22 protein-coding genes are annotated in these 24,185 nt (G+C 70.1%); 13 read left to right on the top strand and 9 right to left on the bottom strand.

Features of this window, described 5'->3' with window-relative positions; genetic code table 11:
• Positions 1-96: 96 nt before the first annotated feature.
• Together CSW64_RS11540 and CSW64_RS11535 are read right to left on the bottom strand one after the other, a co-directional pair.
• The gene (locus CSW64_RS11540) at positions 97-1,659 is read right to left on the bottom strand and encodes an AMP-binding protein (protein ID WP_099622246.1); all 1,563 of its coding nucleotides are present in this window, start codon (positions 1,657-1,659) and stop codon (positions 97-99) included.
• An 82-nt stretch (positions 1,660-1,741) separates the two neighbouring features.
• A complete protein-coding gene (locus tag CSW64_RS11535; RefSeq protein ID WP_099622245.1) occupies positions 1,742-2,842 on the bottom strand; it encodes an alpha/beta hydrolase in 1,101 nt (366 codons plus the stop codon).
• Positions 2,843-2,924: 82 nt separating this feature from the next.
• Between CSW64_RS11535 and lipA the strand changes: the two genes are divergently transcribed.
• Together lipA and CSW64_RS11525 are read left to right on the top strand one after the other, a co-directional pair.
• Positions 2,925-3,881: a lipoyl synthase gene (gene lipA, locus CSW64_RS11530; RefSeq protein ID WP_099622244.1), complete on the top strand. Its 957-nt coding sequence runs from the start codon at positions 2,925-2,927 to the stop codon at positions 3,879-3,881.
• Between the two features lie 148 nt (positions 3,882-4,029).
• The gene (locus CSW64_RS11525; RefSeq protein WP_099622243.1) at positions 4,030-4,479 is read left to right on the top strand and encodes a type II toxin-antitoxin system RatA family toxin; all 450 of its coding nucleotides are present in this window, start codon (positions 4,030-4,032) and stop codon (positions 4,477-4,479) included.
• Here the strand turns inward: CSW64_RS11525 and CSW64_RS11520 are convergent.
• Positions 4,476-4,964, bottom strand: coding sequence for a CinA family protein (locus CSW64_RS11520; protein WP_099624219.1), 489 nt, complete (start codon positions 4,962-4,964; stop codon positions 4,476-4,478). The genes CSW64_RS11525 and CSW64_RS11520 overlap by 4 nt on opposite strands.
• Before the next feature lie 85 nt (positions 4,965-5,049).
• On the opposite strand from CSW64_RS11520, the gene CSW64_RS11515 reads away from it, so the two are divergent.
• Complete coding sequence (locus tag CSW64_RS11515) at positions 5,050-7,320, top strand: fused MFS/spermidine synthase (protein WP_099622242.1); 2,271 nt, start codon at positions 5,050-5,052, stop codon at positions 7,318-7,320.
• Positions 7,317-7,796: a hypothetical protein gene (locus tag CSW64_RS11510; protein WP_099622241.1), complete on the top strand. Its 480-nt coding sequence runs from the start codon at positions 7,317-7,319 to the stop codon at positions 7,794-7,796. The genes CSW64_RS11515 and CSW64_RS11510 overlap by 4 nt, the downstream gene beginning before the upstream one ends.
• Here CSW64_RS11510 and CSW64_RS11505 read toward each other — a convergent pair.
• Positions 7,774-8,916: a bifunctional 2-C-methyl-D-erythritol 4-phosphate cytidylyltransferase/2-C-methyl-D-erythritol 2,4-cyclodiphosphate synthase gene (locus CSW64_RS11505; RefSeq protein ID WP_099622240.1), complete on the bottom strand. Its 1,143-nt coding sequence runs from the start codon at positions 8,914-8,916 to the stop codon at positions 7,774-7,776. The genes CSW64_RS11510 and CSW64_RS11505 overlap by 23 nt on opposite strands.
• Before the next feature lie 91 nt (positions 8,917-9,007).
• Between CSW64_RS11505 and dusB the strand changes: the two genes are divergently transcribed.
• The 9 genes from dusB (at position 9,008) to CSW64_RS11460 (ending at position 19,091) form a co-directional block, all read left to right on the top strand.
• Complete coding sequence (gene dusB / locus CSW64_RS11500; RefSeq protein WP_099622239.1) at positions 9,008-10,015, top strand: tRNA dihydrouridine synthase DusB; 1,008 nt, start codon at positions 9,008-9,010, stop codon at positions 10,013-10,015.
• Positions 10,012-11,112 carry a two-component system sensor histidine kinase NtrB gene (locus tag CSW64_RS11495; protein ID WP_245863677.1) on the top strand — a complete coding sequence of 367 codons (1,101 nt, stop codon included), beginning with the start codon at positions 10,012-10,014 and terminating at the stop codon, positions 11,110-11,112. The genes dusB and CSW64_RS11495 overlap by 4 nt, the downstream gene beginning before the upstream one ends.
• Positions 11,113-11,123: 11 nt before the next feature.
• Positions 11,124-12,548: a sigma 54-interacting transcriptional regulator gene (locus CSW64_RS11490; RefSeq protein WP_099622238.1), complete on the top strand. Its 1,425-nt coding sequence runs from the start codon at positions 11,124-11,126 to the stop codon at positions 12,546-12,548.
• A 57-nt stretch (positions 12,549-12,605) separates the two neighbouring features.
• Positions 12,606-14,837 carry a sensor histidine kinase NtrY-like gene (locus CSW64_RS11485; RefSeq protein WP_099622237.1) on the top strand — a complete coding sequence of 744 codons (2,232 nt, stop codon included), beginning with the start codon at positions 12,606-12,608 and terminating at the stop codon, positions 14,835-14,837.
• Complete coding sequence (ntrX, locus tag CSW64_RS11480; protein ID WP_099622236.1) at positions 14,827-16,218, top strand: nitrogen assimilation response regulator NtrX; 1,392 nt, start codon at positions 14,827-14,829, stop codon at positions 16,216-16,218. The genes CSW64_RS11485 and ntrX overlap by 11 nt, the downstream gene beginning before the upstream one ends.
• Positions 16,218-17,072, top strand: a complete 855-nt coding sequence (locus CSW64_RS11475; RefSeq protein WP_099622235.1) for a D-amino-acid transaminase — start codon at positions 16,218-16,220, stop codon at positions 17,070-17,072. The genes ntrX and CSW64_RS11475 overlap by 1 nt, the downstream gene beginning before the upstream one ends.
• A 126-nt stretch (positions 17,073-17,198) precedes the next feature.
• Entirely contained in the window at positions 17,199-17,444 is a 246-nt protein-coding gene (gene hfq / locus CSW64_RS11470; protein WP_099622234.1) for an RNA chaperone Hfq, read from the top strand.
• A complete protein-coding gene (gene hflX / locus CSW64_RS11465; RefSeq protein ID WP_099622233.1) occupies positions 17,441-18,757 on the top strand; it encodes a GTPase HflX in 1,317 nt (438 codons plus the stop codon). The genes hfq and hflX overlap by 4 nt, the downstream gene beginning before the upstream one ends.
• A gap of 19 nt (positions 18,758-18,776) precedes the next feature.
• Positions 18,777-19,091 carry an EthD family reductase gene (locus CSW64_RS11460; protein ID WP_099622232.1) on the top strand — a complete coding sequence of 105 codons (315 nt, stop codon included), beginning with the start codon at positions 18,777-18,779 and terminating at the stop codon, positions 19,089-19,091.
• Between the two features lie 65 nt (positions 19,092-19,156).
• On the opposite strand, the gene mazG is transcribed toward CSW64_RS11460, so the two are convergent.
• The 5 genes from mazG to CSW64_RS11435 all read right to left on the bottom strand — a co-directional run bounded on the left by mazG (position 19,157) and on the right by CSW64_RS11435 (position 24,173).
• A complete protein-coding gene (mazG, locus tag CSW64_RS11455; RefSeq protein ID WP_099622231.1) occupies positions 19,157-19,984 on the bottom strand; it encodes a nucleoside triphosphate pyrophosphohydrolase in 828 nt (275 codons plus the stop codon).
• Complete coding sequence (locus CSW64_RS11450) at positions 19,941-21,323, bottom strand: MFS transporter (protein WP_172448533.1); 1,383 nt, start codon at positions 21,321-21,323, stop codon at positions 19,941-19,943. The genes mazG and CSW64_RS11450 overlap by 44 nt, the downstream gene beginning before the upstream one ends.
• A 142-nt stretch (positions 21,324-21,465) precedes the next feature.
• Complete coding sequence (locus CSW64_RS11445; protein ID WP_099622229.1) at positions 21,466-21,975, bottom strand: hypothetical protein; 510 nt, start codon at positions 21,973-21,975, stop codon at positions 21,466-21,468.
• Between the two features lie 278 nt (positions 21,976-22,253).
• Positions 22,254-22,916 (bottom strand): cellulose biosynthesis protein BcsS, encoded by a 663-nt coding sequence (bcsS, locus tag CSW64_RS11440; RefSeq protein WP_172448532.1) that lies wholly within the window; start codon positions 22,914-22,916, stop codon positions 22,254-22,256.
• Between the two features lie 162 nt (positions 22,917-23,078).
• Positions 23,079-24,173, bottom strand: a complete 1,095-nt coding sequence (locus CSW64_RS11435) for an endo-1,4-beta-xylanase (RefSeq protein WP_099622227.1) — start codon at positions 24,171-24,173, stop codon at positions 23,079-23,081.
• Between the last annotated feature and the right edge of the window lie 12 nt (positions 24,174-24,185).

The following is a 24,185-nucleotide window of genomic DNA, read 5'->3' as shown; positions in this document are numbered from 1 at the left end:
CCAAACCTCCCCTGGACCCGTTCCGGCCGGGCGATCCGGGCAGTCGAACGGGTCCGAGGGGAAATGGAACGCGATTCTCGCTCCGCGTGCTCGTGATCAGGCGGCCTGGGCCTCGGTCTCGGCCAGGCGCTGGATGGCGACATAGTCGGTCTTGCCGGTGCCGAGCACGGGAACCTCGGTGATCTTGACGATCCGCCGGGGGACGGCCAGCTCGGGCGCGCCGATGCTCTGGGCGTGGGCGACCAACGGCCCGACGTCGGCGTCGGCCCGGTCGGTGAACAGCACCAGCCGCTCGCCCTTCTTCTTGTCGGGCATGGCCACCACCGCGTGGCGGCTGTCCGGCCAGACCGAGACGGCCAGGTCCTCGGCGGCGGTCAGGGAGACCATCTCGCCGCCGATCTTGGCGAACCGCTTCACCCGGCCCTTGATGGTGATCCAGTCGCCATGTTCGGCATCAACCGTGACCACGTCGCCGGTGTCGTGCCAGCCGCCTTCGGGCGGGTCGATGCCGCCGTCCTCGCGCAGATAGCCGGACATGATGTTCGGCCCCTGCAGGAACAGCCGGCCGCCGTCGTTGATGCCGTCGACCACGTCCAGCCGCGCGGTCATGCCCGGCAGCAGCCCGCCGACGGTGCCGTGGCGGTTGTCGGTCGGCTTGTTCACGGCCACCACGGGGGAGGCCTCGGTGGCGCCGTAGCCTTCCAGCAGGGGCACGCCGCCGAACCGCTCGTGGACCAGCTTGTGGGTCTCCTCGCGGACCTTCTCGGCGCCGCAGACCACGAACTGCAGGCCCGACAGCTCGTCGGTCTCGGCGGCCCGGGCGTACTGGTTCACGAAGGTGTCGGTCGCCAGCAGGATCGAGGCGCCGCTCTCCTTGATCAGCGGCGGGATCTGTTTGGTGTGCAGCGGCGAGGGGTATTCGAACGCCTTCATCCCGGTCAGCAGCGGCAGCAGGACGCCGCCGGTGAGGCCGAAGCAGTGGAAGGTCGGCAGCGGGTTGAACATCACCCAGTTGGGATCGAGGTCGATATGCGCCTCGATCTGGCGGACGTTGCTGACCAGGTTCTTGTGGCTCAGCACCACGCCGCGGGGCGCGCCGAAGCTGCCGGAGGTGAACAGGATCACGCCCGGCGCGTCCGGCGACAACGCCGCGCGGAACTTGCGCGGGAAGGCCCCGGCGGTGGCGGCGTAGAGCTTGTCTGGCAGGCCGATCGTCTTGCGGACGTCCTCCAGGTACACGACCTTGGCGCCGGTCTCCTCGAGCGCGTCGATGACGTCGTGCAGCTTGCCCTGCTCGATGAAGCGGTGGGCGGTCAGCACGGTCTGCACCCGGCCCAGCTTCACGGCGGCGCGCAGGTTGCGCAGGCCGGCGGTGAAGTTGAGCATCGTCGGGATCCGGCCGAAGGCATGCAGGCCGAAGAAGGTGACCACAACCCCGGCGCTGGACGGCAGCAGCACGCCGACATGCTCGCCCTTGGCGGTGAATCCGGCGATCTTGCGGCCCAGCGCGAAGCTGGCGCGGACCACGTCGGTGTAGGTGAGCGGATTGCGTTCCTGATCTTCCAGGATCGGCTTCTTGGCGCCGTACCGATCTCGGGCGTCGAGCAGAGCGTCGAACAGCGACCGCTCGCCGGCCCGCGCGTCAAAAGCACGCGGCATGTGGGTGAAACTCCCCGAATGTTTCCCACCAGTATCGTTGGGGCCCGACCTTATCGGGCCGGATCACGCTTGAAAAGATTTGTCACAAACGGTGACCGGAGAGGGCAGGGCTCACCCCGTCCATGGGGCAGTTGCGGCGGTTCGGCATTTCGGGCGCCGACGATCGCTGCGGGGCGAAGCACAGGACCTGATCCAGCCACCATAGGCGAACCGCGTCGACGCCCAGGAACCAGCTGGCGCCGGGGGCGGCGGCCGGGCGGCCGGGCGGAGGCTCGATTCCCGTGGCGGTGCATCGGGGCATCGTCCCGCAGGCCCTGTAGGCCAGTGCGCCCTCGGGTCTCGCCCGGGTCGCGAGGAGATGGGTGGGGAGCCGGATATCCTTCGCCCGTCCCAAGGCAGCCTTCGATTCGGCCTCGAAGGCCGAGGTCCAGCCCAGGCTGCGCCCGCCCATCCGCAGGTCGGGATTGGCCGTTTGCCAGGCCATCTGCACGCCGCCGCGCCGCCGATCCTGGGTGCGCCCGGTCTTGAAGGCGTCCGCGCCGTCGCGCTTCCAGCCCTGGCCGACCCCTTCGGGGAAGCGGCCCAGGCCGACTTGCAGCAGCCAGGCCGGCATGGGCTTGTTCTTTCCGCCCGACGGGGCCAGCCGCGGACTCGAGAGCACGAGCGCGGCGGCGGGGGCCCCGCCATCGACGGCCGACAACGCCACCAGGCCGCCGACGCCCTGTCCGATGATGGTCAGGGGGAGGCCGCGGTCGCTCTCGACGATGTTGCGCGCCAGCGCCTTCGTCGCCGCGACGTCGCCCTCGAAGTTCGGGACATGGATCAGGTCGCGAGGGGAGGCGTAGCGCGCGGAGCCGCCCTGGCCGGCGCGTTCCAGCACCCAGACCGTGTAGCCGGCGGCATTGAAGTCGCGGACCGTCTCGAACCAGGCTTCCGCCAGCTCGCCGTCGTCGGTCAGGATAAGCAGGGCCCCCCGCGGCGCGGTCGAGGGAGCCGCCACGCCGTAACGCTGCGGCGGGGCGTCGCCGACCCCGATCAGGCCCCAGCCCCAGCCTTCCGGCGCCCAGAACCGCGGCGCCAGCGACGGCGGGATCCGGCTGTCGGCGAACGGCGCGCGCTGGTCCGCCCCGCCGCAGCCGGTCAGGACGATCAGCAGGCCGGCGAGAGCGAGTCCGAGACGCATCGGGGCCAGTCTTCCCACGGTTTGTGTGCGCCGCAAGAGGACGCCGCTTGATCCTGAGCGTCAGAAGGCCGATTTAGGGGCCATGGCCGTGGTCATCGACACCCTCAAGGCGCGCCCGCGCCACCCCGAGAAGCAGAACCGTCCCGACACCCCGCTGCTGCGCAAGCCCGAATGGCTGCGCGTGCGGGCTCCGGGCTCGAACGGTTACAACGAGACGCGCGAGATCGTGCGCTCGCACAAGCTGGTCACCGTCTGCGAGGAGGCGGCCTGCCCGAACATCGGCGAGTGCTGGACCCAGAAGCACGCGACCATGATGATCATGGGCGAGATCTGCACTCGGGCCTGCTCGTTCTGCAATGTCGCCACCGGCAAGCCGAACCAGCTCGACCCCGACGAGCCGCGCCGCGTCGCCGAGGCCGTCGCCAAGATGGGCCTCAAGCACGTCGTCATCACCTCGGTCGACCGGGACGACCTGTTCGACGGCGGCGCCCGCCACTTCGCCGAGGTGGTCTACGCCATCCGGGAGGCCGCGCCCCAGACCACCATCGAGATCCTGACGCCCGACTTCCTGCGCAAGGACGGGGCCGCCGAGGTGGTCATCGACTCCGCGCCGGACGTCTTCAACCACAACCTCGAGACCGTCCCGCGGCTCTACCTGGGCATCCGGCCGGGCGCGCGCTACTACAACTCGCTGCGCCTGCTGGACAAGGTGAAGGAGCGCGACCCGCGCCGGTTCACCAAGTCCGGCCTGATGGTCGGCCTGGGCGAGACCAAGGAAGAGGTCATGCAGGTGATGGACGACATGCGGTCCGCCGGCGTCGACTTCATCACCATCGGCCAGTACCTGCAGCCGACCCGGAAGCACGCGCCGGTCGACCGGTTCGTGACGCCGGAGGAGTTCCAGGCCTACGAGCAGATCGCCCGGGCCAAGGGCTTCCTGATGGTCTCCGCCAGCCCGCTGACCCGCTCCTCGCACCATGCCGGCGAGGACTTCGCCCGCCTGAAGGCCGCCCGCGAGGCCAAGGAAGCGGCGGCATAGCCCCGTCGCCCGCTCATCCCGGCCAAGGCCGGGACCCAGCGGGCGGCGCCGATGTGGGCACTATGAACTCAGCGCGAGTCCAATCAGCATCTGACCTGGGAGATCTGGGTCCCGGCCTCCGCCGGGATGAGCGGATTTTGGGGGCGTATTGAGACACCGACTGACCCGCATCCTGCCCTACACGCCTGATCAGCTGTTCGAGCTGGTCGGCGACGTCGACCGCTATCCGCAGTTCGTGCCCTGGATCACGGCCCTGCGCACCTGGAACGCCCAGGACGAAGGCGGCGGCGTGACCAGCGTCGACGCCGAGGCGGCGGTCGGCTTCTCGTTCCTGCGCGAGCGGTTCTCGACCCGCGTGCGCCGCGACGCCGCCGCGCGGACCATCGACGTCTCCCTGATCAGCGGTCCGTTCCGCCGGCTGCAGAACCGCTGGCGTTTCCTGCCGCACGAGCAGGGCTGCTGCGTCGAGTTCGAGATCGACTTCGAGTTCAAGGTCGGCTTCCTCGACCGCCTGCTCAACGCCAACTTCAACCACGCCGTCGACAAGCTGATCCGCTGCTTCGACGACCGGGCGAGGACGCTGTACGGGGCGGTCTAGATCGCGTCCCGCAGCATCTGCAGCGCCACGGCGACGGCGGCCAGCTGGATGTCCTGGCGTTCGGGGCCGTCGAAGACCTCGTGGACATGGCGGATGCCGCCGGTGCTGCGCGCCGTCGCCAGATGCACCGTGCCGACCGGCTTCATCGGCGAACCGCCGCCGGGGCCGGCCACGCCGGTGATGGCCACGGCGATGTGGGCGCGGGAGTTGTTCAGGGCGCCTTCGGCCATCATCCGGGCCACCGGCTCGGACACCGCGCCGAAGTCGGCGATCAGGTCGCCCGGCACGCCCAGCATCTCCTCCTTGGCCCGGTTGGTGTAGGTCACGAAGCCGCGCTCGAAGACGTCCGAGGCGCCGGGGATGGCGCAGATCGCCGCCGCCACCAGTCCGCCGGTGCAGCTCTCGGCCGTGACCAGGCGCAGATGCCGCTCGCGGACCTCGTCGATCAGCAGCCTGGCCTGGGTCTCGATCTCGAGGGGAAACATGACGCTGTTCTCCGGACGCTGGCGTTCTGACGAGGAATGACCCCAACATCGCCGCCGACCGACTTTCAAGCCGATTCGAGCCGCCATGACCGAAACGACCGCCGATCCGGCCGCCGTCCCGTCCGCTCCGGCCGCCCGCACGCCGCCGTTGTTCGTCGTCGCGGTCTTCACCAGCGCGGCGCTGGTGTTCATGGTCCAGCCGATGGTGGCCAAGCTGGTGCTGCCGATGCTCGGCGGCTCGCCGGCGGTCTGGAACACCAGCATGGCCTTCTTCCAGGCGGCGCTGTTGGTCGGTTACGGCTATGCGCACGTCCTGCAGAAGCTGCCGACGGTGCGGCGGCAGATCATCGTCCATATCGTGGCGCTGGCCCTCGCCGGCCTGACCCTGCCGCTGCGCGTCTCCGGCCTGCTGGGCGACCCCTCCTCGACCACGCCGAACCTCTGGCTGCTCGGGGTGCTGGCCCTGTCGATCGGTCTGCCGTTCGCGATCCTGTCGGCCACCGCTCCGCTGGTCCAGGCCTGGTACGCCCGCACGCGCGGGCAGGCCGGAGGCGAGCCCTACGCCCTCTACGCCGCCAGCAACCTCGGCAGCCTGCTGGCCCTGCTGGCCTATCCGGTGCTGATGGAGCCGCTGATGACGCTCCAGGCGCAGCGCTGGAGCTGGAGCGGCGGCTACCTGGCCTTCGTGCTGATCCTGGCGTCGCTGGCCGTGCTCGTCTGGCGCAGCGCCGCGACGGCCGGCGTCGCCGATATCTCCGCGCCGGCCGAGCCGACGCCCGCGCCGCGGTGGCGTGACCGGCTGACCTGGATCGCCCTGGCGGCGCTGCCGTCGAGCCTGATGCTCGGCGTGACCACCCACCTGGCCACCGACGTCGCCTCGGCGCCGTTCCTTTGGGTCGCGCCGCTGGCCCTTTATCTGCTGACCTTCATCATCGCCTTCCAGACCCGGCCCCTGGTCTCGCCCCATGTGGCCCTGCTGCTTCAGGCGGCGGCGCTGCCGGCCTGCATCTTCCTGGCGCCGCTGCAGGGCAACGAGATCCCGCTGGTGCTGCTGGTCAATCTCGCCGCCTTCTTCCTCAGCGCCCTGGTCTGCCATCAGGCCCTGGTCGCCCGCCGCCCGGATCCGTCGCATCTCACCGAGTTCTATCTCTGCCTGTCGGTCGGGGGCGTGGTCGGCGGGGCCTTCAACGCCTTCCTGGCGCCGCAGATGTTCGACTGGGTGCTCGAGTACCCGCTGGCGCTGGTGCTGGTCGGGCTGGCCCGCCCCTGGGGTCGCGGAAAGCTCTCGATCTGGGAAGTCGGCGTGCTGGCCACCGGCGCGGTCGCGGCCGTGGCGGTGATCCTGCTGACCGGGCGGCTCGAGGACATCATGACCTTCGACGCCATGACCACGCTCAAGGCGCTGCTGGCCGCGACCCTGGTCTCGGCCTTTCTTCTGCGTGGGCGCGGCCTGGTCTTCACCTTGCTGCTGGGGCTCCTGGCCGTCAGCGCGCACATCCTGGGCGATCGGGCCGAGGTGATCAGCACCGAGCGCAGTTTCTTCGGCGTCCTGCGCCAGACCCGGGCCTATGAGCCGCGCCTCGACGGGGAGGTGCGGCTGCTGGCGCACGGCACCACTTTGCACGGCGCCCAGGCCAAGGCGCCCCAGTACCGCTGCCGGCCGCTGGTCTACTACGCGCCGGAGACGCCGATCGGCCAGGTCTTCGAGACCGAGGCCGCCATGAAGCCGGCGCTGCGGGTCGGGGCCGTCGGCCTCGGAACCGGCTCGGTCGCGGCCTACAACCGCGCCGGCGACCATCTGACCTTCTTCGAGATCGATCCGCTGGTGGTCCGCATCGCCCATGAGTCCGGCGACTTCACCTACACGACCCAATGCGCCCGGGGGCGGGTCGACTTCGTCCTGGGCGACGCCCGGCTGACGCTCGACAGGCAGCCGGCCGGGACCTTCGACGTCCTGCTGCTGGACGCGTTCTCGTCCGACGCCATCCCGGGCCACCTGATGACGGTCGAGGCGGTGCGCGAGTACCTGTCCAAGCTGAAGCCGGACGGCGTGCTGATCATGCACCTGTCGAACCGGCATCTGGAGCTGCGCACGCCGGCCATGGCCGTGGCCAGGGCCGCCGGCGGCTACGCCCTGCTGCAGCGTCACCAGCGCGCCGCCAACTCGCCGAACTACTGGGAATCCGGAGAGGACGTGCTGATCGTGGCCCGCTCCCCGGCGGCCCTGGCGGCCTACGAGGCGGACGATCGCTGGACCCTGGCGGACTCCGGTGGGGCGCGGCCCTGGACGGACGACTACATCAACCTGGTCGGCGCTCTGTACGGCCGGCTGAAGGAGCGCTGGGAGGCGGAATGAACCTGCGCGTCGTCACGGGCCTTTCCCTCGCCGTCCTACTGGCGAGCGCTGCTTCCGCCTGGGCCGGCGACGGCCAGCAGATGCTGTCGCCGCCGCCGCCGCATCCGGACCTGCTTGAAGTCCCGCCAACGGAACTTGAGTATTCGGATGTCGCGTCGGCCCTGGCTGCGGTCCGCGCCAAGCCCGGCGTCAAACGTGGCGAGCTGCGGGGATGGGCGACCTATTCCGACGAATCCGCCTCGACGATCTGGCAGTTCGCGCCGGAAAGCCACCCGGCCTACCCAGCGTTGGTCAAGCTGCGCATGGTAAAGCTGAAGCGCGCCCTGGTCGTGGAGGTCCATGTGCTCTGCGACGTGCGCGGCGCGATCTGCGACGAGTTGCGGGTGGCGAAAGATAAGGAAATCGAAGCGCTTGCGCGTGCCTCGGCCCAGGAAGCGGACCGAAAGGCGGCGGCTAGGCCGGCGTCTCGACCGTAGCCAGGGCCTGGGCGGCCAGGCCTTCGCCGCGGCCGGTGAAGCCCATGCCCTCGGTGGTGGTCGCTTTCACCGACACCCGGTCCAGCGGCAGGCCCAGGATCGCCGCCAGCCGCTCGCGCATCGCCTGGCGGTGCGGTTTGATCTTCGGCCGCTCGCAGATGAGCGTCACGTCGACATTGAGAATCCGGCCGCCCTTCGCCGTCACCAGCCCGGCGGCGTGTTCCAGGAACAGGTCGCTGGCCGCGCCCTTCCACTTCGGGTCGGTTGGGGGGAAGTGGTCGCCGATGTCGCCTTCGCCGATGGCGCCCAGGATGGCGTCAGTCAGGGCGTGCAGGCCGGCGTCGGCGTCGCTGTGGCCGATCAAGGTCTGGTCATGCGCGATCTGCACGCCGCACAGCCAGACGGCTTCGCCGGGGCCCCAGCGATGGGCGTCGAAGCCCTGGCCGGTCCGGATCACGCGGGCGGCGCCCGCCAGGCGCTCAGCCATGTCGAAGTCCTCAGGATAGGTCAGTTTCATCAGCAGGGGATCGCCCGCCGTCAGGGCGATGTGGCCGCCGTCGGCCTCGACCACCTGGGCGTCGTCGGTGGGCTCGCCGCCGGTCCAGGCGGCGTAGGCCGCCAGCAGCCGGTCGCGGCGGAAGGCCTGGGGCGTCTGGGCGCGCCACAGGCCTTCGCGGGCGGTCGTGGTCACGGCGTCGCCGACCTTCCGCTTCAGGGTGTCGGCGACCGGCAGGGCGGGCAGGGCGCCGTCGGCGGTCTCCAGCGCCGCCAGCAGCGTCTGGACATGGTCGGCGGAGACGAAGGGGCGCGCCGCGTCATGGACCAGCACCGGCTCGTCGGCCGGGCCGTCGACGGCGCGCAGGCCGGCCTGGACCGACTCCGCGCGGGTGGCCCCGCCGTGCGCCGTGGTCCAGCCCTTGAGGCCGGCCAGGGCCTCGGCGGCGAGAGCGGCGCCGTCCGCCGCCACGACCACGACCACCTGGCGCGCGCCGGCGCCGAGCAGGGCCTCGACGGACCAGCGGAGGACAGGGCGGCCCAGCAACGGCCGCCACTGCTTGGCCAAGCCCTGGCCGGCGCGGGTTCCCCCGCCGGCGGCGACGATGACGACCGAAAAGCTCATGCCGGCTGTTTAGGGCGCGCCGCGTCCATCTCCAACCTTTACGGCGCCGCACAATCCTGCCTAAAAAGACGGCGATGAAGGTGACTACGAAATGAGCAGCAAGCTTCAGGTCGGCGAGGTCGAGGTTCCGGGGCGCGTGTGGATCGCGCCGATGACCGGCATTTCCGATCTGCCGTTCCGGACGGCCGCCTCGCGGCTGGGCGCGGCCTATGCGGCGACCGAGATGGTCGCCTGCGCCGAGTTCGCCAAGGGGCGCCCCGACGTGGTCCGCCGCGCCGCGGTGGGCGAGGGCCTGCCGCTGATGGTCGTCCAGCTGGTCGGCCGCGATCCGCAATGGATCGCCGAGGGCGCGCGGCTGGCCGCTCAGGCCGGGGCGCACATCGTCGACCTCAACTTCGGTTGCCCCGCGCGCGAGGTGACCGGCGTCCAGTCCGGCTCGGCCCTGATGCGCGACCTGGACCTGGCCGAGAGCCTGGTCGCCGCCGCGGTCGAGGCGGTCGACATCCCCGTCACCGTCAAGATGCGCCTGGGCTGGGACGACCGGACCCGCAACGCGCCGGAGTTCGCCTGCCGCGCCGAGGCGGTCGGCGCCCGGGCCGTGACGGTGCACGGCCGCACCCGCTGCCAGTTCTACAAGGGCGCCGCCGACTGGAGCGCCGTACGGGCGGTCAAGGAGGCGGTGTCGGTCCCGGTGATCGTCAACGGCGACATCGTCGACGGCGCGACAGCCGCCGAGGCCCTGCGCCAGTCGGGCGCCGACGGGGTCATGGTCGGTCGCGGCGTGGTCGGCAAGCCCTGGATCGCCCGGGCCATCGAGGCTGAGCTGGACGGCCGGACCGACGGCGAACCCGACCTGGCCGAACGGCTGGCGATCGCCGTCGGCCACTTCCGCGACAGCATCGCCTTCTACGGGCCCAGGCTGGGCCTTCGCATGTTCCGCAAGCATCTGGCCGCCTACATCGAAGCCGCGCCGCAGCCGGTCGACGCCCAGGCGCGCCGCGAGGCCCGCGCCCGGCTCTGCAGCCTGGACGACCCGGCCGAGGTCGAGGCCGCCCTGGCAGCGCTCTGGGCGCCGTCTCCGGGAAGGCTGGCGGCGTGACCGGGCGCTCCTTTCCCCTCGGCGCCTCGGCCGCCGCCCCGGACCTGAAGGCGCTGGCTTTCGACGCCAGCCCGGAGCCGGCCCTGCTGATCGCGGGGGACGGCGCTCTGGCCGCGGCCAACGAGGCGGCGGAGGCGTTGTTCGGTCAGGGGCTGGGGCTGCTCGCCCGCGGGCGGGTCCAGGGCGCGCTGCCGCCCGGCTCGCCGCTGCTGGCCCTGATCAGTCGCGCGCTGGAGGAGGGTGTCCGCGTCCGCGAGCACGCGGTGGAGATCGCCCTGTTCGGCCATCCGACCTTCGAGGCGGACTGCGCGGCGACGCCGCTGGGCGACGAGGCGGTCCTGCTGACCCTGCATCTGCGCGGCGGCGGCCTCGGCGCCGAGCGCGGGACCGATCCGGCCGGGCTGCGCTCGGTTGTCGGCCTGGGTCGCATGCTGGCCCATGAGATCAAGAACCCGCTGGCCGGCATTCGCGGCGCCGCCCAGTTGCTGAAGACCGGCGCGGCGGCCGAGGACCAGCCGCTGGCCCAGCTGATCGTCGACGAGACCGAGCGCATCCGTCGCCTGGTCGACCGCATGGAGGCCTTCAGCGACGACGCGCCGCCCGAGCGTGAGGCGGTCAACATCCACCGCGTGCTGGACCGCGTCCGGGCCCTGGTCGCCAACGGCGTCGCCGACGGTCTGGAGCTGCGGGAGCGCTACGATCCCTCGCTGCCGCCGACCTGGGGCGACGAGGACCAGCTGATCCAGATCTTCCTGAACCTGGTCAAGAACGCCGCCGAGGCCGCCCATGGGCGCGGCGACGGCCGGGGCGAGATCACCATCTCCACCGCCTGGCGGCCCGGCGTGCGGGTGCGCGGCGGCGACGGCCAGGTCCAGCAGGGCGCGCCGCTGGAGGTGAAGATCCAGGACAACGGCCCCGGCGTGCCGACGGTCATGCGCGACCATCTGTTCCAGCCCTTCGTCACGTCCAAGGCCAACGGCGCGGGCCTGGGCCTGGCCCTCTGCGCCAAGCTGGTCGCCGGTCACGGCGGCCTGATCGATTTCGAGTCCGAGCCCGGCCGGACGGTCTTCCGGGTCCTGCTTCCCGTCGCCAGCTGAGAGAGCCCTGCATGAACGCCGCCAACGCGTCCAAGAAGATCCTGATCGCCGACGACGACAGCTCGATCCGATTGGTCCTCAGCCAGGCGTTCACGAGGCTGGGCTACCAGGTCCGCGCCACCGGCAACGCCTCGACCCTGCTCAAATGGGTCCAGGACGGCGAGGGCGACCTGGTCCTGACCGACGTGGTCATGCCCGACGAGAACGTGTTCAACGTCCTGCCGCGCATCCGCAAGGATCGGCCCCGGCTGCCGATCATCGTCATGAGCGCCCAGAACACCCTGCTGACCGCGGTCAACGCCGCCGACGCCGGGGCGTTCGAGTACGTCTCCAAGCCCTTCGACCTGGACGACGTCACCGCGGCGGCCCGCCGGGCCCTGTCGCGGCCGGCCGACGCCGAGGCTTCCAAGGCCCAGGCGCGGGCCATGAAGGACGAGCGGCTGCCGCTGATCGGCCGTTCGGCGGCGATGCAGGAGGTCTACCGCACCGTCGCCCGGCTGGTCGGCGCCGATCTGACCGTGCTGATCCTGGGCGAGAGCGGCGCCGGCAAGGAGTTGGTCGCTCGGGCCCTGCACGACCTGGGACGTCGTCGCGACGGCAAGTTCGTGGTCATCAACCTGGCGGCGGTGCCGCGCGAGCGGGTCGAGACCGAGCTGTTCGGCCGCGGTGAAGGGGACCTGGGCAAGCTGGTCGAGGCCGACGGCGGCACCCTGTTCCTGGACGAGATCGGCGACATGCCGCTGGACGCCCAGAGCCGGCTGCTGCGGGTGATCGACGGGGCCGAGCCGGCGCTCAACCCCAAGACCGGACGGCCGCCCAGCGTCCGGATCATCGCCGCCACCAACCGCGACCTGCGCGCGCTCATCCAGCAAGGCCTGTTCCGCGAGGACCTGTTCTTCCGGCTGAACGTCGCGCCGGTGCGCCTGCCGCCGCTGCGCGACCGCGTCGAGGACATCCCCGACCTGGCCCGCTCCTTTCTGCTGCGCGCCGCCCGCGAGGGGTTGCCGGCCAAGACCATCGACCAGTCGGCCCTCGATCGGATGAAAACCCATGACTGGCCGGGCAATGTCCGCGAGCTGGAGAACCTGATCCGCCGGGTCTGCGCCCTCTACGCCGAGGAGCTGATCACCGCCCGGATCATCGATCGCGAACTGCAGGACCATACGCCGATCGCCGGGGAGGCGGGGCCGATGACCCTGTCCCAGCTGGTCGAGCGCCACCTGGCCAGCCACTTCGCCGACCAGCCCGACGGCGTGCCGGCGCCGGGCCTGTACGATCGGGTGCTGGAGGACGTCGAGCGTCCGCTGATCCAGCTGACCCTGGCGGCCACGCGCGGCAACCAGGTCCGGGCGGCGGAGATCCTCGGCCTGAACCGCAACACCCTGCGCAAGAAGATCCAGGACCTGGGCGTGGAGATGGTGCGCGGAAAGCGCTGACGTCCTCGCGCAACAAGGGTGTTGCGGTTGGGCCGCAGTTCGACCTAGGCTGCATCCATGAGTTCGGTCGCGTCAGAGGCTGCCAAGCCGTCGGCGGGCGCCCGGCCGCCGACGTGGCGACGGGTCGTCGAGTCCCCGTATCTGCTCGGCGGCGGCTATGTTCTGGCGGTGATCCTGACCATCACCGGCGCGCTGCTGGCGTCCAGGCCCCCGGAGGTCGGACCGATCAGCGCCGACGTTCAGGTCATGCTGGGCCTGCTGGTCTTCAACCTGGTCCTGATCCTGGCGCTGGCCTCGCTGGTCGCGCTGCGGGTGATGCGGCTGCTGCTGAACCGCAACAACGACGCCGGCGCCCGGCTGCAGCTGCGCTTCATGGCCCTGTTCAGCCTCGCCACCGTCGCGCCGGCCATCGTCGTGGCGCTGTTCTTCGGCGGGGTGGTCATTTCCGGCGTCGACTACTGGTTCAGCCAGAAGGTTCGCACCATCGTCGAGAACTCGGCGACCGTGGCCAGGACCTATGTCGACGAACAGACCAAGGCGCTGTGGCAGGACACCACCGAGGTCGGGCGCGAGCTCAACCGCGCCTCTGATGGCCTGTCCAGCTCGCCGATCGCCTACAGCCACTACCTCGGTCAGCTAGCGCGGGGCGATTTCGTCGGCGTCTACGTGATCGACCGCGACGGCCGGGTCATGGCCCGCGCGGAAGCCCCCAATGCGCCGGCGTTCCTGGCTCCGCCGCGGATGAGCTTCGACGCGGCGGACGACGGCGACTCGATCTCGGCCGAGACCTTCCCCTCGACCGACGTGTTCCGCGGCCTCTACCGCCTGCGGGGCTATGAGGACGCCTATCTCTATGTCGTGCGTCCGGCCAGCGCCGGCATCATCAGCCAGCTGCGCGACGCCGAGGCCCAGCTGGTCAGCTATCGCGAGGCCGACGACAACAAGCTGCGCCTGCAGGGCGCCTTCGCCCTGACCTATGTCGAGACCGTGCTGCTGCTGCTGGTCGGCGCCGCCTGGCTGGCCATCCCGGTCGGCAACTCGATCGCCGCCCCCGTGGCGAGGCTCGTCCAGGCCGCCGGGCGGATCGCCGGCGGCGATCTGAGCGTCCGGGTCGAGACCGGCGATCAGCCTCAGGAAATGGCTGGATTGTCCCGAGCTTTCAACAGCATGACTTCCGATCTTCAGGCACAGCAGGCGGCCCTGAAGGACGCCGGGCTCGAGGCGGAGTCGCGGCGGCAGTTCATCGAGACCGTGCTGTCGGGCGTCAGCGCCGGCGTCGTCGGCCTGGACGCCGACGGCCGGGTGTCGGCGGCCAACCGCCAGGCGGCGATCCTGCTCGGCGTCGAGCCCGGCGCCATGAACGGCCGTCCCCTGGAGGCGCTGGCCCCCGAGCTGGTCCCCGTCGCCGGCCGGGCGGCGGAAATCCAGGCCGAGGTGGAAGAAGAGGTCGATGTCGCGCGCGAGGCCGAGACCCGTCGTCTGCGCGTGCGGGCCAGCGGCGCGGCGTCGGACGGCGTGGTCCTGACCTTCGACGACATCACCCGCCTGATCACCGCTCAGCGCAACGCCGCCTGGCGCGACGTCGCCCGGCGCATCGCCCACGAGATCAAGAACCCGCTGACCCCGATCCAGCTGTCGGCCGAGCGGATCCGGCGCAAGTACCGCAAGGACATCACCACCGACCTGGAAATCTTCGACCGCTGCACCGACACCATCATCCGTCAGGTCGGCGACATCGGCCGCATGGTCGACGAGTTTTCGGCCTTCGCGCGCATGCCGGCGCCGCGGTTCGCCGACGCCGATCCGGCCGAACTGCTGCGCCAGGCGGTGTTCGCGCAGCGGGTCGCCAGCCCCAAGATCGAGGTCTCGATGGATGATCCGCCCGAGGGCGTGGTGCTGAGCTGCGACGAACGCATGGTCGGCCAGGCCCTGGCCAACATCCTGAAGAACGCCGCGGAGGCGGTGTCGGCCAGCGATCCCGCGCCCGGCGCGGGGCGCATCCACGCCGCCCTGAAACTGGACGGCTCGAAACTGATCTTCGAAATCGAGGACAACGGGGTGGGCCTGCCGTCGCGCGATCGCGACCGCCTCACCGAACCCTATGTGACGACGCGGGAGAAGGGCACGGGCCTGGGTCTGGCGATCGTCAAACGCATCCTGGAGGATCATGGCGGCGAACTGGCGCTGGGGGACGCCGTTACGCTGTCGGGAGCCCGGGTCACTCTCTGTTTTCCACTCGCGCGTAGGACGGCCGCGCCCGAACTGAAGGAGGCGGCGCATGGCGGCTGACGTTCTGGTCGTCGATGACGAAGCAGACATCCGCGAACTGGTCTCGGGAATTCTCGACGACGAAGGCTACGCCGTGCGGACGGCGGCAGACTCCGAGCAGGCGCTGGCGGCCATCCGCGCGCGCAAGCCGGCTCTGATCATCCTGGATATCTGGATGCAGGGCGGCGGCATGGACGGGCTGGAGCTGCTCGACATGGTCAAGGGGCTGGACGCCGATCTGCCGATCATCATGATCAGCGGTCACGGCAACATCGAGACGGCGGTCAGCGCCATCAAGCGCGGGGCCTACGAGTTCCTGGAGAAGCCGTTCAAGTCGGATCGGCTGCTGCTGGTGGTCGAACGCGCGATCGAGGCGGCCAGCCTCAAGCGCGAGAACCGGCGCCTGCGGACTCAGTCCCTCACGCCCGACGGCCTGATCGGCAAGTCGACGGCGGCCCAGCAGCTGCGGCAGCTGATCGCCAAGGTCGCCCCGGCCAACAGCCGCGTCCTGATCGCCGGCCCGGCCGGGTCGGGCAAGGAGCTGGTCGCGCGCCTGATCCACGACGGCAGCCCGCGGATGAAGGGCGAGTTCGTCGCTCTCAGCGCGGCCGGCATGGCGCCCGAGCGCATGGACCTGGAGCTGTTCGGCGAGGAAGGCGAGGGCGGTCGGCCGCGCAAGATCGGCGTGTTCGAGCGCGCTCACGCCGGCACCCTGTACCTGGACGAAGTCGCCGACATGCCGCGGGAGACCCAGAGCCGCATCCTGCGGGTCCTGGTCGAGCAGCGCTTCCGTCGCGTCGGCGGCGACAGCGACGTGCAGGTCGACGTGCGGGTGATCTCCTCCTCCAGCCGCGACCTGCGCGAGGAGATCGCCGCCGGCCGTTTCCGCGAGGATCTGTTCCATCGCCTGAACGTGGTGCCCGTGCGGGTGCCCGGCCTGTCCGAGCGGCGCGACGACGTGCCGGAGCTGATCGCCTATTTCATCGACCGCATCGCCGAGGCCACCGGCCTGCCGCGCCGGCGGCTCGGCGAGGATGCCCTGGCCACGCTGCAGGTGCACGACTGGCCGGGCAACGTCCGCCAGCTGCGCAACAACATCGAGCGGATGATGATCCTGGCCTCGGGCGACCCGGCCGAACCGGTGACGGCCGCCATGTTGCCGTCGGAGGCGTCCAACGACGCCGACGGGGCGACGATCGGCACCGAGAAGATCATCGCCCTGCCGCTGCGCGAGGCCCGGGAGCTGTTCGAGCGCGAGTACCTGAACGCCCAGATACTGCGGTTCGGCGGAAACATCTCCCGCACGGCGGCCTTCATCGGTATGGAGCGTTCGGCGCTGCACCGGAAGCTCAAGTCCCTCGGCCTGACCGGCGCGCGCAACGGGGATGACGAGGAGGACTGATGTCCAGGTGGGCTTACGTCAACGGCCGCTTCGTGCGGCATGGCGATGCGGCGGTGCATATCGAGGATCGCGGCTATCAGCTCGCTGACGGGGTCTATGAGGTCTGGGCGGTGTTCGGCGGGAAACTGGCCGACGCCGACGGGCATTTCGAGCGCCTGGAGCGGAGTCTGTCGGAGCTGCGCATCGTCCAGCCGATGGGCCGCAAGGCGCTGGAGCTGGTTTTGCGCGAGGCGATCCGGCGTAACCGGGTGCGCGACGGGCTGGTCTATCTGCAGGTGACCCGCGGCGTCGCCCGCCGCGACCACGCCTTCCCCGATCCGCAACCGGTCCCGGCGGTGGTCATCACCGCCAAGTCGGTCGACCGCAAGGCCTCCGAGGCCAAGGCGGCCAAGGGCGTGGGCGTCATCACCCTGCCGGAGAACCGCTGGGGACGCTGCGACATCAAGACCGTGGGTCTGCTGCCCAACGCCCTGGCCAAACAGGCGGCCAAGGAGCGGGGCTGCGCCGAGGCCTGGTTCGTTGACCCCGAGGGGCTGGTGACCGAAGGGGCCTCGTCCAACGCCTGGATCGTCGACGCCGAGGGCGTGCTGCGCACCCGGGACACCAGCGCCAACATCCTGCGCGGCGTGACCCGCAAGAGCGTGATCACGCTCCTGGGCGAGCAGAACATCCGCTTCGAAGAGCGCGCCTTCACGCCCGACGAGGCCAAGGGCGCGCGGGAGGCCTTCATCACCGGCGCGGGGTCGCTGGTACTGCCCGTCGTCAGCGTCGACGGCGAAAAGATCGGCTCCGGGACGCCTGGACCGGTGGCGACACGGCTTCGGGCGCTCTACATAGAGGCCGCGTCCGCCTGAACTGTGGATGTCACCGCCGCTAACCGTCCTTGACGGTTGCGGACCGGCCCGTTCCGGGCCAAGCATTAAGACCTTGCGTGTGTGGAGGGCCTCCTGCTCTCCGGCCAAGAAAAGAGGGGAATCCCCGTGAGCGACAAGAAACAGAACCTGCAGGACACCTTCCTCAACAGCGTGCGCAAGTCGAAGACGCCGCTGACCATCTTCCTCGTGAACGGCGTGAAGCTGCAGGGCGTGGTGAGCTGGTTCGACAACTTCTGCGTCCTGCTGCGTCGGGACGGCCAGTCGCAGCTCGTCTACAAGCATGCCATCTCGACGATCATGCCCGCCCAGCCGGTTCAGCTGTACGAGCCCGGCCCCGAACAAGACGATTGACCCAACTGATTGATCACGGCGTCCCGGTTCAAAGGGCGCTTGTTCTGCATCCGACGCGGGCGTCCCAGGCGGACGCCCGTGACCCGCAGGCGCGGCTGGATGAAGCCGTCGGCTTGGCCCAGGCGCTCGACCTCGAGGTGGTCGAGGCCCGGGTCGCGCCCTTGCGCGCCCGCACCCCGGCGACCCTGTTCGGCTCCGGCAAGGTCGAGGAGCTGCGCCTGCTGTGCGAGGTCGAGCAGATCGACGTCGTCATGGTCGACGAGGCGCTGTCGCCGGTTCAGCAGCGCAACCTGGAACGCGCCTGGAAGGTGAAGGTCGTCGACCGCACCGGCGTGATCCTGGAAATCTTCGGCCGCCGCGCCCGCACGCGGGAGGGGCGGTTGCAGGTCGAGCTGGCCCGGCTGGACTATGAGCGCTCGCGCCTGGTCCGCACCTGGACCCACCTGGAGCGTCAGCGCGGCGGCACCGGCAGCACCGGCGGCCCCGGCGAAACCCAGATCGAACTCGACCGCCGCCAGATCGCCGACCGCATCGCCAAGATGAAGCGGGAGCTGACCGAGGTTCGCCGGACCCGCACCCTGCACCGCACGGCGCGCAAGAAGGTCCCGTACCCGACCATCGCTCTGGTCGGCTACACCAACGCCGGCAAGTCGACGCTGTTCAACCGCCTGACCGAGGCGGAGGTGATGGCGCAGGACATGCTGTTCGCCACCCTCGACCCGACCCTGCGCACGGTGAAGCTGCCGGGCGGCCGGCCGGCGATCCTGTCGGACACCGTCGGCTTCATCTCGGACCTGCCGCACGAGCTGGTCGAGGCCTTCCGCGCCACCCTGGAGGAGGTGCAGGAAGCCGACGTCGTCCTGCATGTCCGCGACATCGCCAACCCCGACACCGAGGCCCAGAAGCGCGACGTGGAGGCGGTGCTCGAGGAGCTCGGCGTGACCGTCGAGGAGGGCCGCCGGATCATCGAGGTCTGGAACAAGGCCGACCTGCTGCCGCAGGACGAACACGACGACGTCGCCGGCGCCGCGCGCCGGGCCGAGGCGGCGCTGGTCTCGGCCGTGACGAGCGAGGGCTGCGAGGCCCTGCTGCGGCGGCTGGCGAACCTGGTCGACGTGACCCCCGAGATCGACGTGGTCCTGGCCGCGGCCAATGGCGAGGCGCTGGCCTGGCTCTACCGCCACGGCCGGGTCATGGGCCGTCACGACCAGCCCGACGGCGGCCTGCACCTGCGCGTGCGCCTGGATGGCCAGGCCCTGGGCCGGTTCGAGCGGCTGTTCCCCGAAGCGACCGTGGCCGAGGCGGCGGAATAGCGGCGTCAGGAGTCCGAGCATGATCAAGATGAGCGTCTACTATCCGGCCGCTGACGGTTCGAAGTTCGATCACGACTACTATCGCACCCGCCATATGCCGCTGATCCAGGAACGGCTCGGCGACGCCTGCCTGCGTTACGAGATCGATAAGGGCCTTGAGGGGCGCGAACCTGGAAGCGCGCCGGCGTTCGTCGCGGCGTGCCACGTCTATTCGCCGAGTCTGGCGACGTTCCAGGAAGCCTTGGCCCCCCACCGCGCGGAGATCGCCGCGGACGTCGCCAACTATACGGACATCGCCCCGATCGTGCAGATCAGCGAAGTCGTTGAAGGGTAGGGGCTTCGGCTTAGCGCCTGGCCACGCCGGACCAGTCAACGACCGGCGGCCGTCGGGTCGGTAATCTAGCCGCGCTCCGCCGCCTTCGCCTCGTCCCACAGCGCGTCCATCTCGGCCAGATCCGACTGGTCCGGGGTCTTGCCGCGCTCGGCCAGCCGGTCCTCGATGTAACCGAAGCGGCGGACGAACTTGGCGTTGGTCGCGCGCAGGGCGTCCTCGGGCTCGACGTCCAGCTCGCGGGCCAGGTTGGCGATGACGAACAGGACGTCGCCCAGTTCGCCGCGGAGCTTCTCCTTGTCGCCGGAGGCGATCTCGGCTTTCAGCTCGTCGATCTCCTCGTGCAGCTTGTCCAGCACCTCGTTGACGCTGGGCCAGACGAAGCCGACGCGGGCCGCGCGCTTGTTCAGCTTCACCGCGCGGGTCAGGGCGGGCAGGCCGACGGGGACGTCGTCGAGTACGCCGTGCTTGGCCTTGTCGGCGCGCTCCCGCTGTTTGATGACCTCCCAGGCCACGGTCTGTTCGCCGCTGGTGCGATAGCTCTCGTCGCCGAAGACGTGGGGATGTCGCCGGATCATCTTGTCGGAGATGGCGTCGGCCACCGCGCCGAAATCGAACGCGCCTTGCTCCTCGGCCATCCGCGCATGGAAGACCACCTGCAGGAGCAGGTCGCCGAGCTCCTCCTTCAGGTCCTTGAGGTCGCCGCGCTCGATGGCGTCGGCGACCTCGTAGGCCTCCTCGACCGTATAGGGCGCGATGGTCGCGAAGGTCTGTTCCAGGTCCCAGGCGCAGCCGCCGTCCGGATCGCGCAGCCTGGCCATGATCTCGACCAGGCGGAAGATCGGATGATCGCTACGGGATGACCTGGGTGGAGACGGGTTGGGCAACGGCGACATCCTCAGGAACGGGCGGCTGCGGCGTGCCGTCCCGCTCTTCCAGCTTGCGGAGAATCTCGGCGTGCTTCTCCTCGGTCAGGGGATAGCCGATCAGCGTGGCGGCGGCGAGCAGGCCGATGATCCCCGGCGCGAGGGCGTAGAGCGCCTGCAGGCCTTGCATGGATATCTCGGTGCTGTTGGCCGCCACCTTGGCGTCGAAGCCCAGGGCGTCGAGCACGAACAGACTGACCGAGGCCGTGGCCGTGCCGACCTTCACCGTGCCGGTGAGGATGGCGTAGAGCAGGCCGGTGCGGTCCTTGCCGGTGGCCAGCCGCTCCTCGTCGGCGTAGTCGGCCATCATCGAGCGCAGCAGCAGCGGGCCGGCCGAGAAGGGAATGCCGGCCAGCAGCAGGAAGGGCACGGCCAGCCAGAAGTTGCCCGACGGCAGGGTGACCACGGCGAACTGTACGATCGCGTAGGTGACGCAGGCGGCGATCAGGGTCTTCGACTTGCCGATCCGGCGCGCCAGGCGGGTCCAGATCGCCGCGCCGAAGATCGCCGCCAGGAAGTAGAACAGCAGCAGGCTCGACGCCTCGAGGAAGGTGAAGTCCTTCACCCGCGTGAAGTAGAAGAAGAACAGAATGCCGGCGATGCCCGGGCCGACGTTCGACAGCAGGTCGGCGGCCAGGATGCGGATCACCGACGGGCGCTTCAACAGCGCGAAGTAGTCTCCGAGCGAGGCGTTGTGGTCGGTCGCCGCGCCGGTCGGCTTGTCCTCGGGCACCCGCCAGAGCGCCAGGCCCATCATGATCGGCAGCAGGATGACGATGAACCAACCCTGGCCGTGCAGGATCTCGGTCTCGTTGCCGCCCACGCCGAGGCGGTTCAGCACCACCGGCAGGGTCAGGATCATGATCATCCCGATGACGTTGCCGCTCTGCCACCAGGCGTAGATGCGCGATCGCTGGTGGTAGTCGGTCGACAGCTTGGCCGCCCAGGATGTGTGGGACAGCACGGCGATCGAGTAGCCGAAGTAGACCACGATCAGCCAGAACCACAGGTAGACCGGCCCCACGCCCTGTTTGGCGAAGAACAGCATGTAGATCGCCGCCACCAGCATCGGGGCGCTGATCGCCATCCAGCCCTTGAACCGGCCGAACGACCAGCGGGTCCGGTCCAGCACCATGCCGAACAGCGGGTCGAACCCGATGTCGATGATGCGAACGAAGAAGAAGGCCGCGGCCACCGCCGACAGGCTGAGGCCCAGCGTCTCGGAGTAGTAGTGGGGGAGGGTGATCACCAGCGGCAGGCCGAAGGCGGCCAGCGGCAGGCAGGGGGCGGCGAACGCCGCAAGCGTCATACTGGAACGTCGGCCCGCGGCCATATCGCCTCGCTAATGCACACTCGGCGATTTGTGGGTTACCGCCGTTCAGGGAATGAGAGCCCGTGAACGGCGATCCGGCAAGCGAAAGGTTGCGGCTCTGCGCGAATGGCGCCGGGCCTTAGCGTTTGGCGGGAAGCTCGCCCTTGACCAACTTCCTGGCGAAGTTGTCGAAGCTGGTCTCCGCGTCGGTCCAGACCCCCGTCCCGGCGGCGCTGCGGAAGTCGCTCTCGTACCAGCGGTAGCGCAGCGGAATCCGCTCGCCCTCCACCGTCGTCAGGGCGCCGGAGATGGTCGCGCCGCCGATCCCGCGGCTTTCCATGGACAGGCCTGGTTTGGAGGCGAGCTGCTGCAGCGTCGGGCGGTTGGGGCGGGCATCCTCGATGACCAGATCAAGCCGGCCGCCTTCCTTGACCAGGCCGCCATGCTCGCGCAGCGCGATTTCGAGCGCCTGGATCAGTTCGCTGGTCAGGGTGTCGAACTCGCGAACGCCGTACTCCCGGGCCTTCTGCTGCAGCTTGGGGCCCACGACGACGTTGATGCTGGAGATGCCGCCCAGGGGCGCGCCCCAGGCCGGCAGCGCAGCGGCGGCTGCGATCAGAGTGGCGCCCAGAAGGGCAGGCAAGCGCATTGCGCGTCTCTCCGCGAAATCAGTCAGTCCCTCTCGCCGCGGAAGATAGCGGCTCCGGCCGCGCGGCCCAAGGGGCGGCCTGAAACACATAAGCCCCCGGCCGGGAGGCGAGGGGCTTACGGGATGATGCTGCTCGGGGGGGCGCAGCCGGTCGATCGGGGTGAGAAGATCGGCCGAGGAGGCGATTCCTTCATCGAGGACATAGGACCACAGCCCGAAGAACGCCGGTATGTCCAATGTTAACCCCGCGCGAAAAAGGCCGCGGCGGGGTGTCGCATTCAGAAGGTCCTCGACACGGTGATCGCGCCATAGGCGCTGTTGTCGTCGTCCCCGTCGCGAACGCCGGCCGCCAGCTTGACCGCCCAAGGCCGGCCGGGGGACTCGAAGCGGGCGACGGCCCCCAGGACCTGGCGGCTGTAGTCGCCGCTGTCGCCTTCGGCGCCGATCTCGACCCCAAGCGCGACGGACGGGGACACCTTCCGGGTCAGGTCGGCGCGGACGTAGTACTCCTCCAGGTCGAAGCCGTAGGAGGCGTAGCCGGTCAGGGCCCAGGGACCGAAGCGCCGCTGCCCGTCCACGGTCAGGGCCACGTCCCAGTTGGAGCCTCCGCGGCGGTTGCCCGGATCGGCCGGCGACAGGTCGGTGTCGGCGTAGCGGCCGCCGAGGGCGACGTTGCCGTAGCCCCAGTCGCCGGACCACTGATAGACGATCGCGACGTCGGCTCCGCGATAGTCCGCGTCGATGTTCAGCGGGCCGCTGTCGTAGCTGTAGTCGCCGCCGTTGACCGAGACTCGGAACGCCCAACCCTCGCCCAACCGGCTGCCCGGGGCGGCGATGGTCGCGCCGACGCTGGCCGAGTGATCGTCGCTCACCAGGCCGCTGGCGTAGACGACGCCTTGTTCACGGGCCTGGGCCGCAACAGGAATGAGACTGGAAAGCAAGGCGACCGCTCCCAGAGCGACGCCCGACGAAGAACGAGTACCCATGAGCATTCCTTCCACGTCGCGGTGGGAAGATTTCCGCGTTCCCCGAACCTTGGCATGCAGTGCGTCTCGATCCTTGTCAAATGAGACATCCCGTCCGGAACTCGCGAAATCTTGGACTTATCGCCGCGGGGCCTGGGCGAATGCTTGGAGTATCGCGCGATACATGGGCTTGGGGCGCATTGCCGCATCCAGCGGCGCCCCGCGATTGAAGCCCGGTCCCTCGCCGGGCTTCCAGGCGCCGGCGTGCCGGCTCCAGTCCTCTTCGGTGAGATCCAGCCAGGAGTGGCGGTCGCTCAGGCCCCAACAGAGCAGGCCGCCGACGCGGGGCTCGGCGAAGGCGACGTCGAGGTAGGCGCGCACCGCGTCGGCCACCGCCTGGTCGCGCGTCTCCGCCGGCGCGGCGTAGGCTTCCTCCTTCACGTCCAGCTCGGTGAGGGTGATGGCGACGCCGAACTGCGCCAGCTCGTGCAGGAAGGCGGCGAACTGAGGTTGCGAGAACGGGCCGTAGCCGAGCCTGAGGTGACTCTGCAGCCCGACGCCGTCGAGCGGGGCCTCGACGCGCTTGAGGCGCTCGACCAGTTTGAGCAGCAGATAGCGCCGGTCGCGGTGCTCGGGCGTGTCGTACTCCAGCCCGAACTCGTTGATCATCAGCCGCGCCCGCGGGGCGTGCTCGCGGGCCTCCTCCAATGCGCGCTGGATGTAGCCTGGGCCGAACGCCTGCAGGAACGGGCTTTCGCGAAGCCCGTCCATCCGCTTGCCGGTATCGATCGGCTCGTTGACGACGTCCCATTCCTCGACCGTCGGGAACCGCCGCAGCGTGGCGGCGATGTATCGCCCCACCGGACGCCAGTCGGCGTCGGCCAGCGGCCCTTCCGCCCAGGGCGGTATGCTGCGGTGCCAGACCGGGGTATGGCCGCGCAGGCGGATGCCGGTCCTGGACGCGAACCGCGCCAGCCCGTCCATGGCGCGAAAATCGAAGCTTCCGGGCGAAGGTTCGTTCGTCGCCCATTTGAGGTCAATTTCCGGCGTAAGACAGCCGCAGTCCCGTATGAAGGCGTCGTAGAGGTCCCGTTCCGCGTTGATGTATCCGATTTGTGCGGCCGCCCCGAAGAAGCGGCCGCCGGCGACCGCAGCCTTCTGTATGGACGCCCGCATCGAACTGTCCGCCGTCGACGACGGCGCGCTGGCCGCGAGCGCGGCGGCGGCGGTCATCAGGCCGCGCCG

The sequence above is a fragment of the Caulobacter mirabilis genome (genome assembly GCF_002749615.1).
In the GTDB taxonomy this organism is placed as follows: Bacteria; Pseudomonadota; Alphaproteobacteria; order Caulobacterales; family Caulobacteraceae; genus Caulobacter; species Caulobacter mirabilis.
Note: the sequence above shows the minus strand (reverse complement) of the source record. Positions and strands in the feature narration are given on the sequence as shown.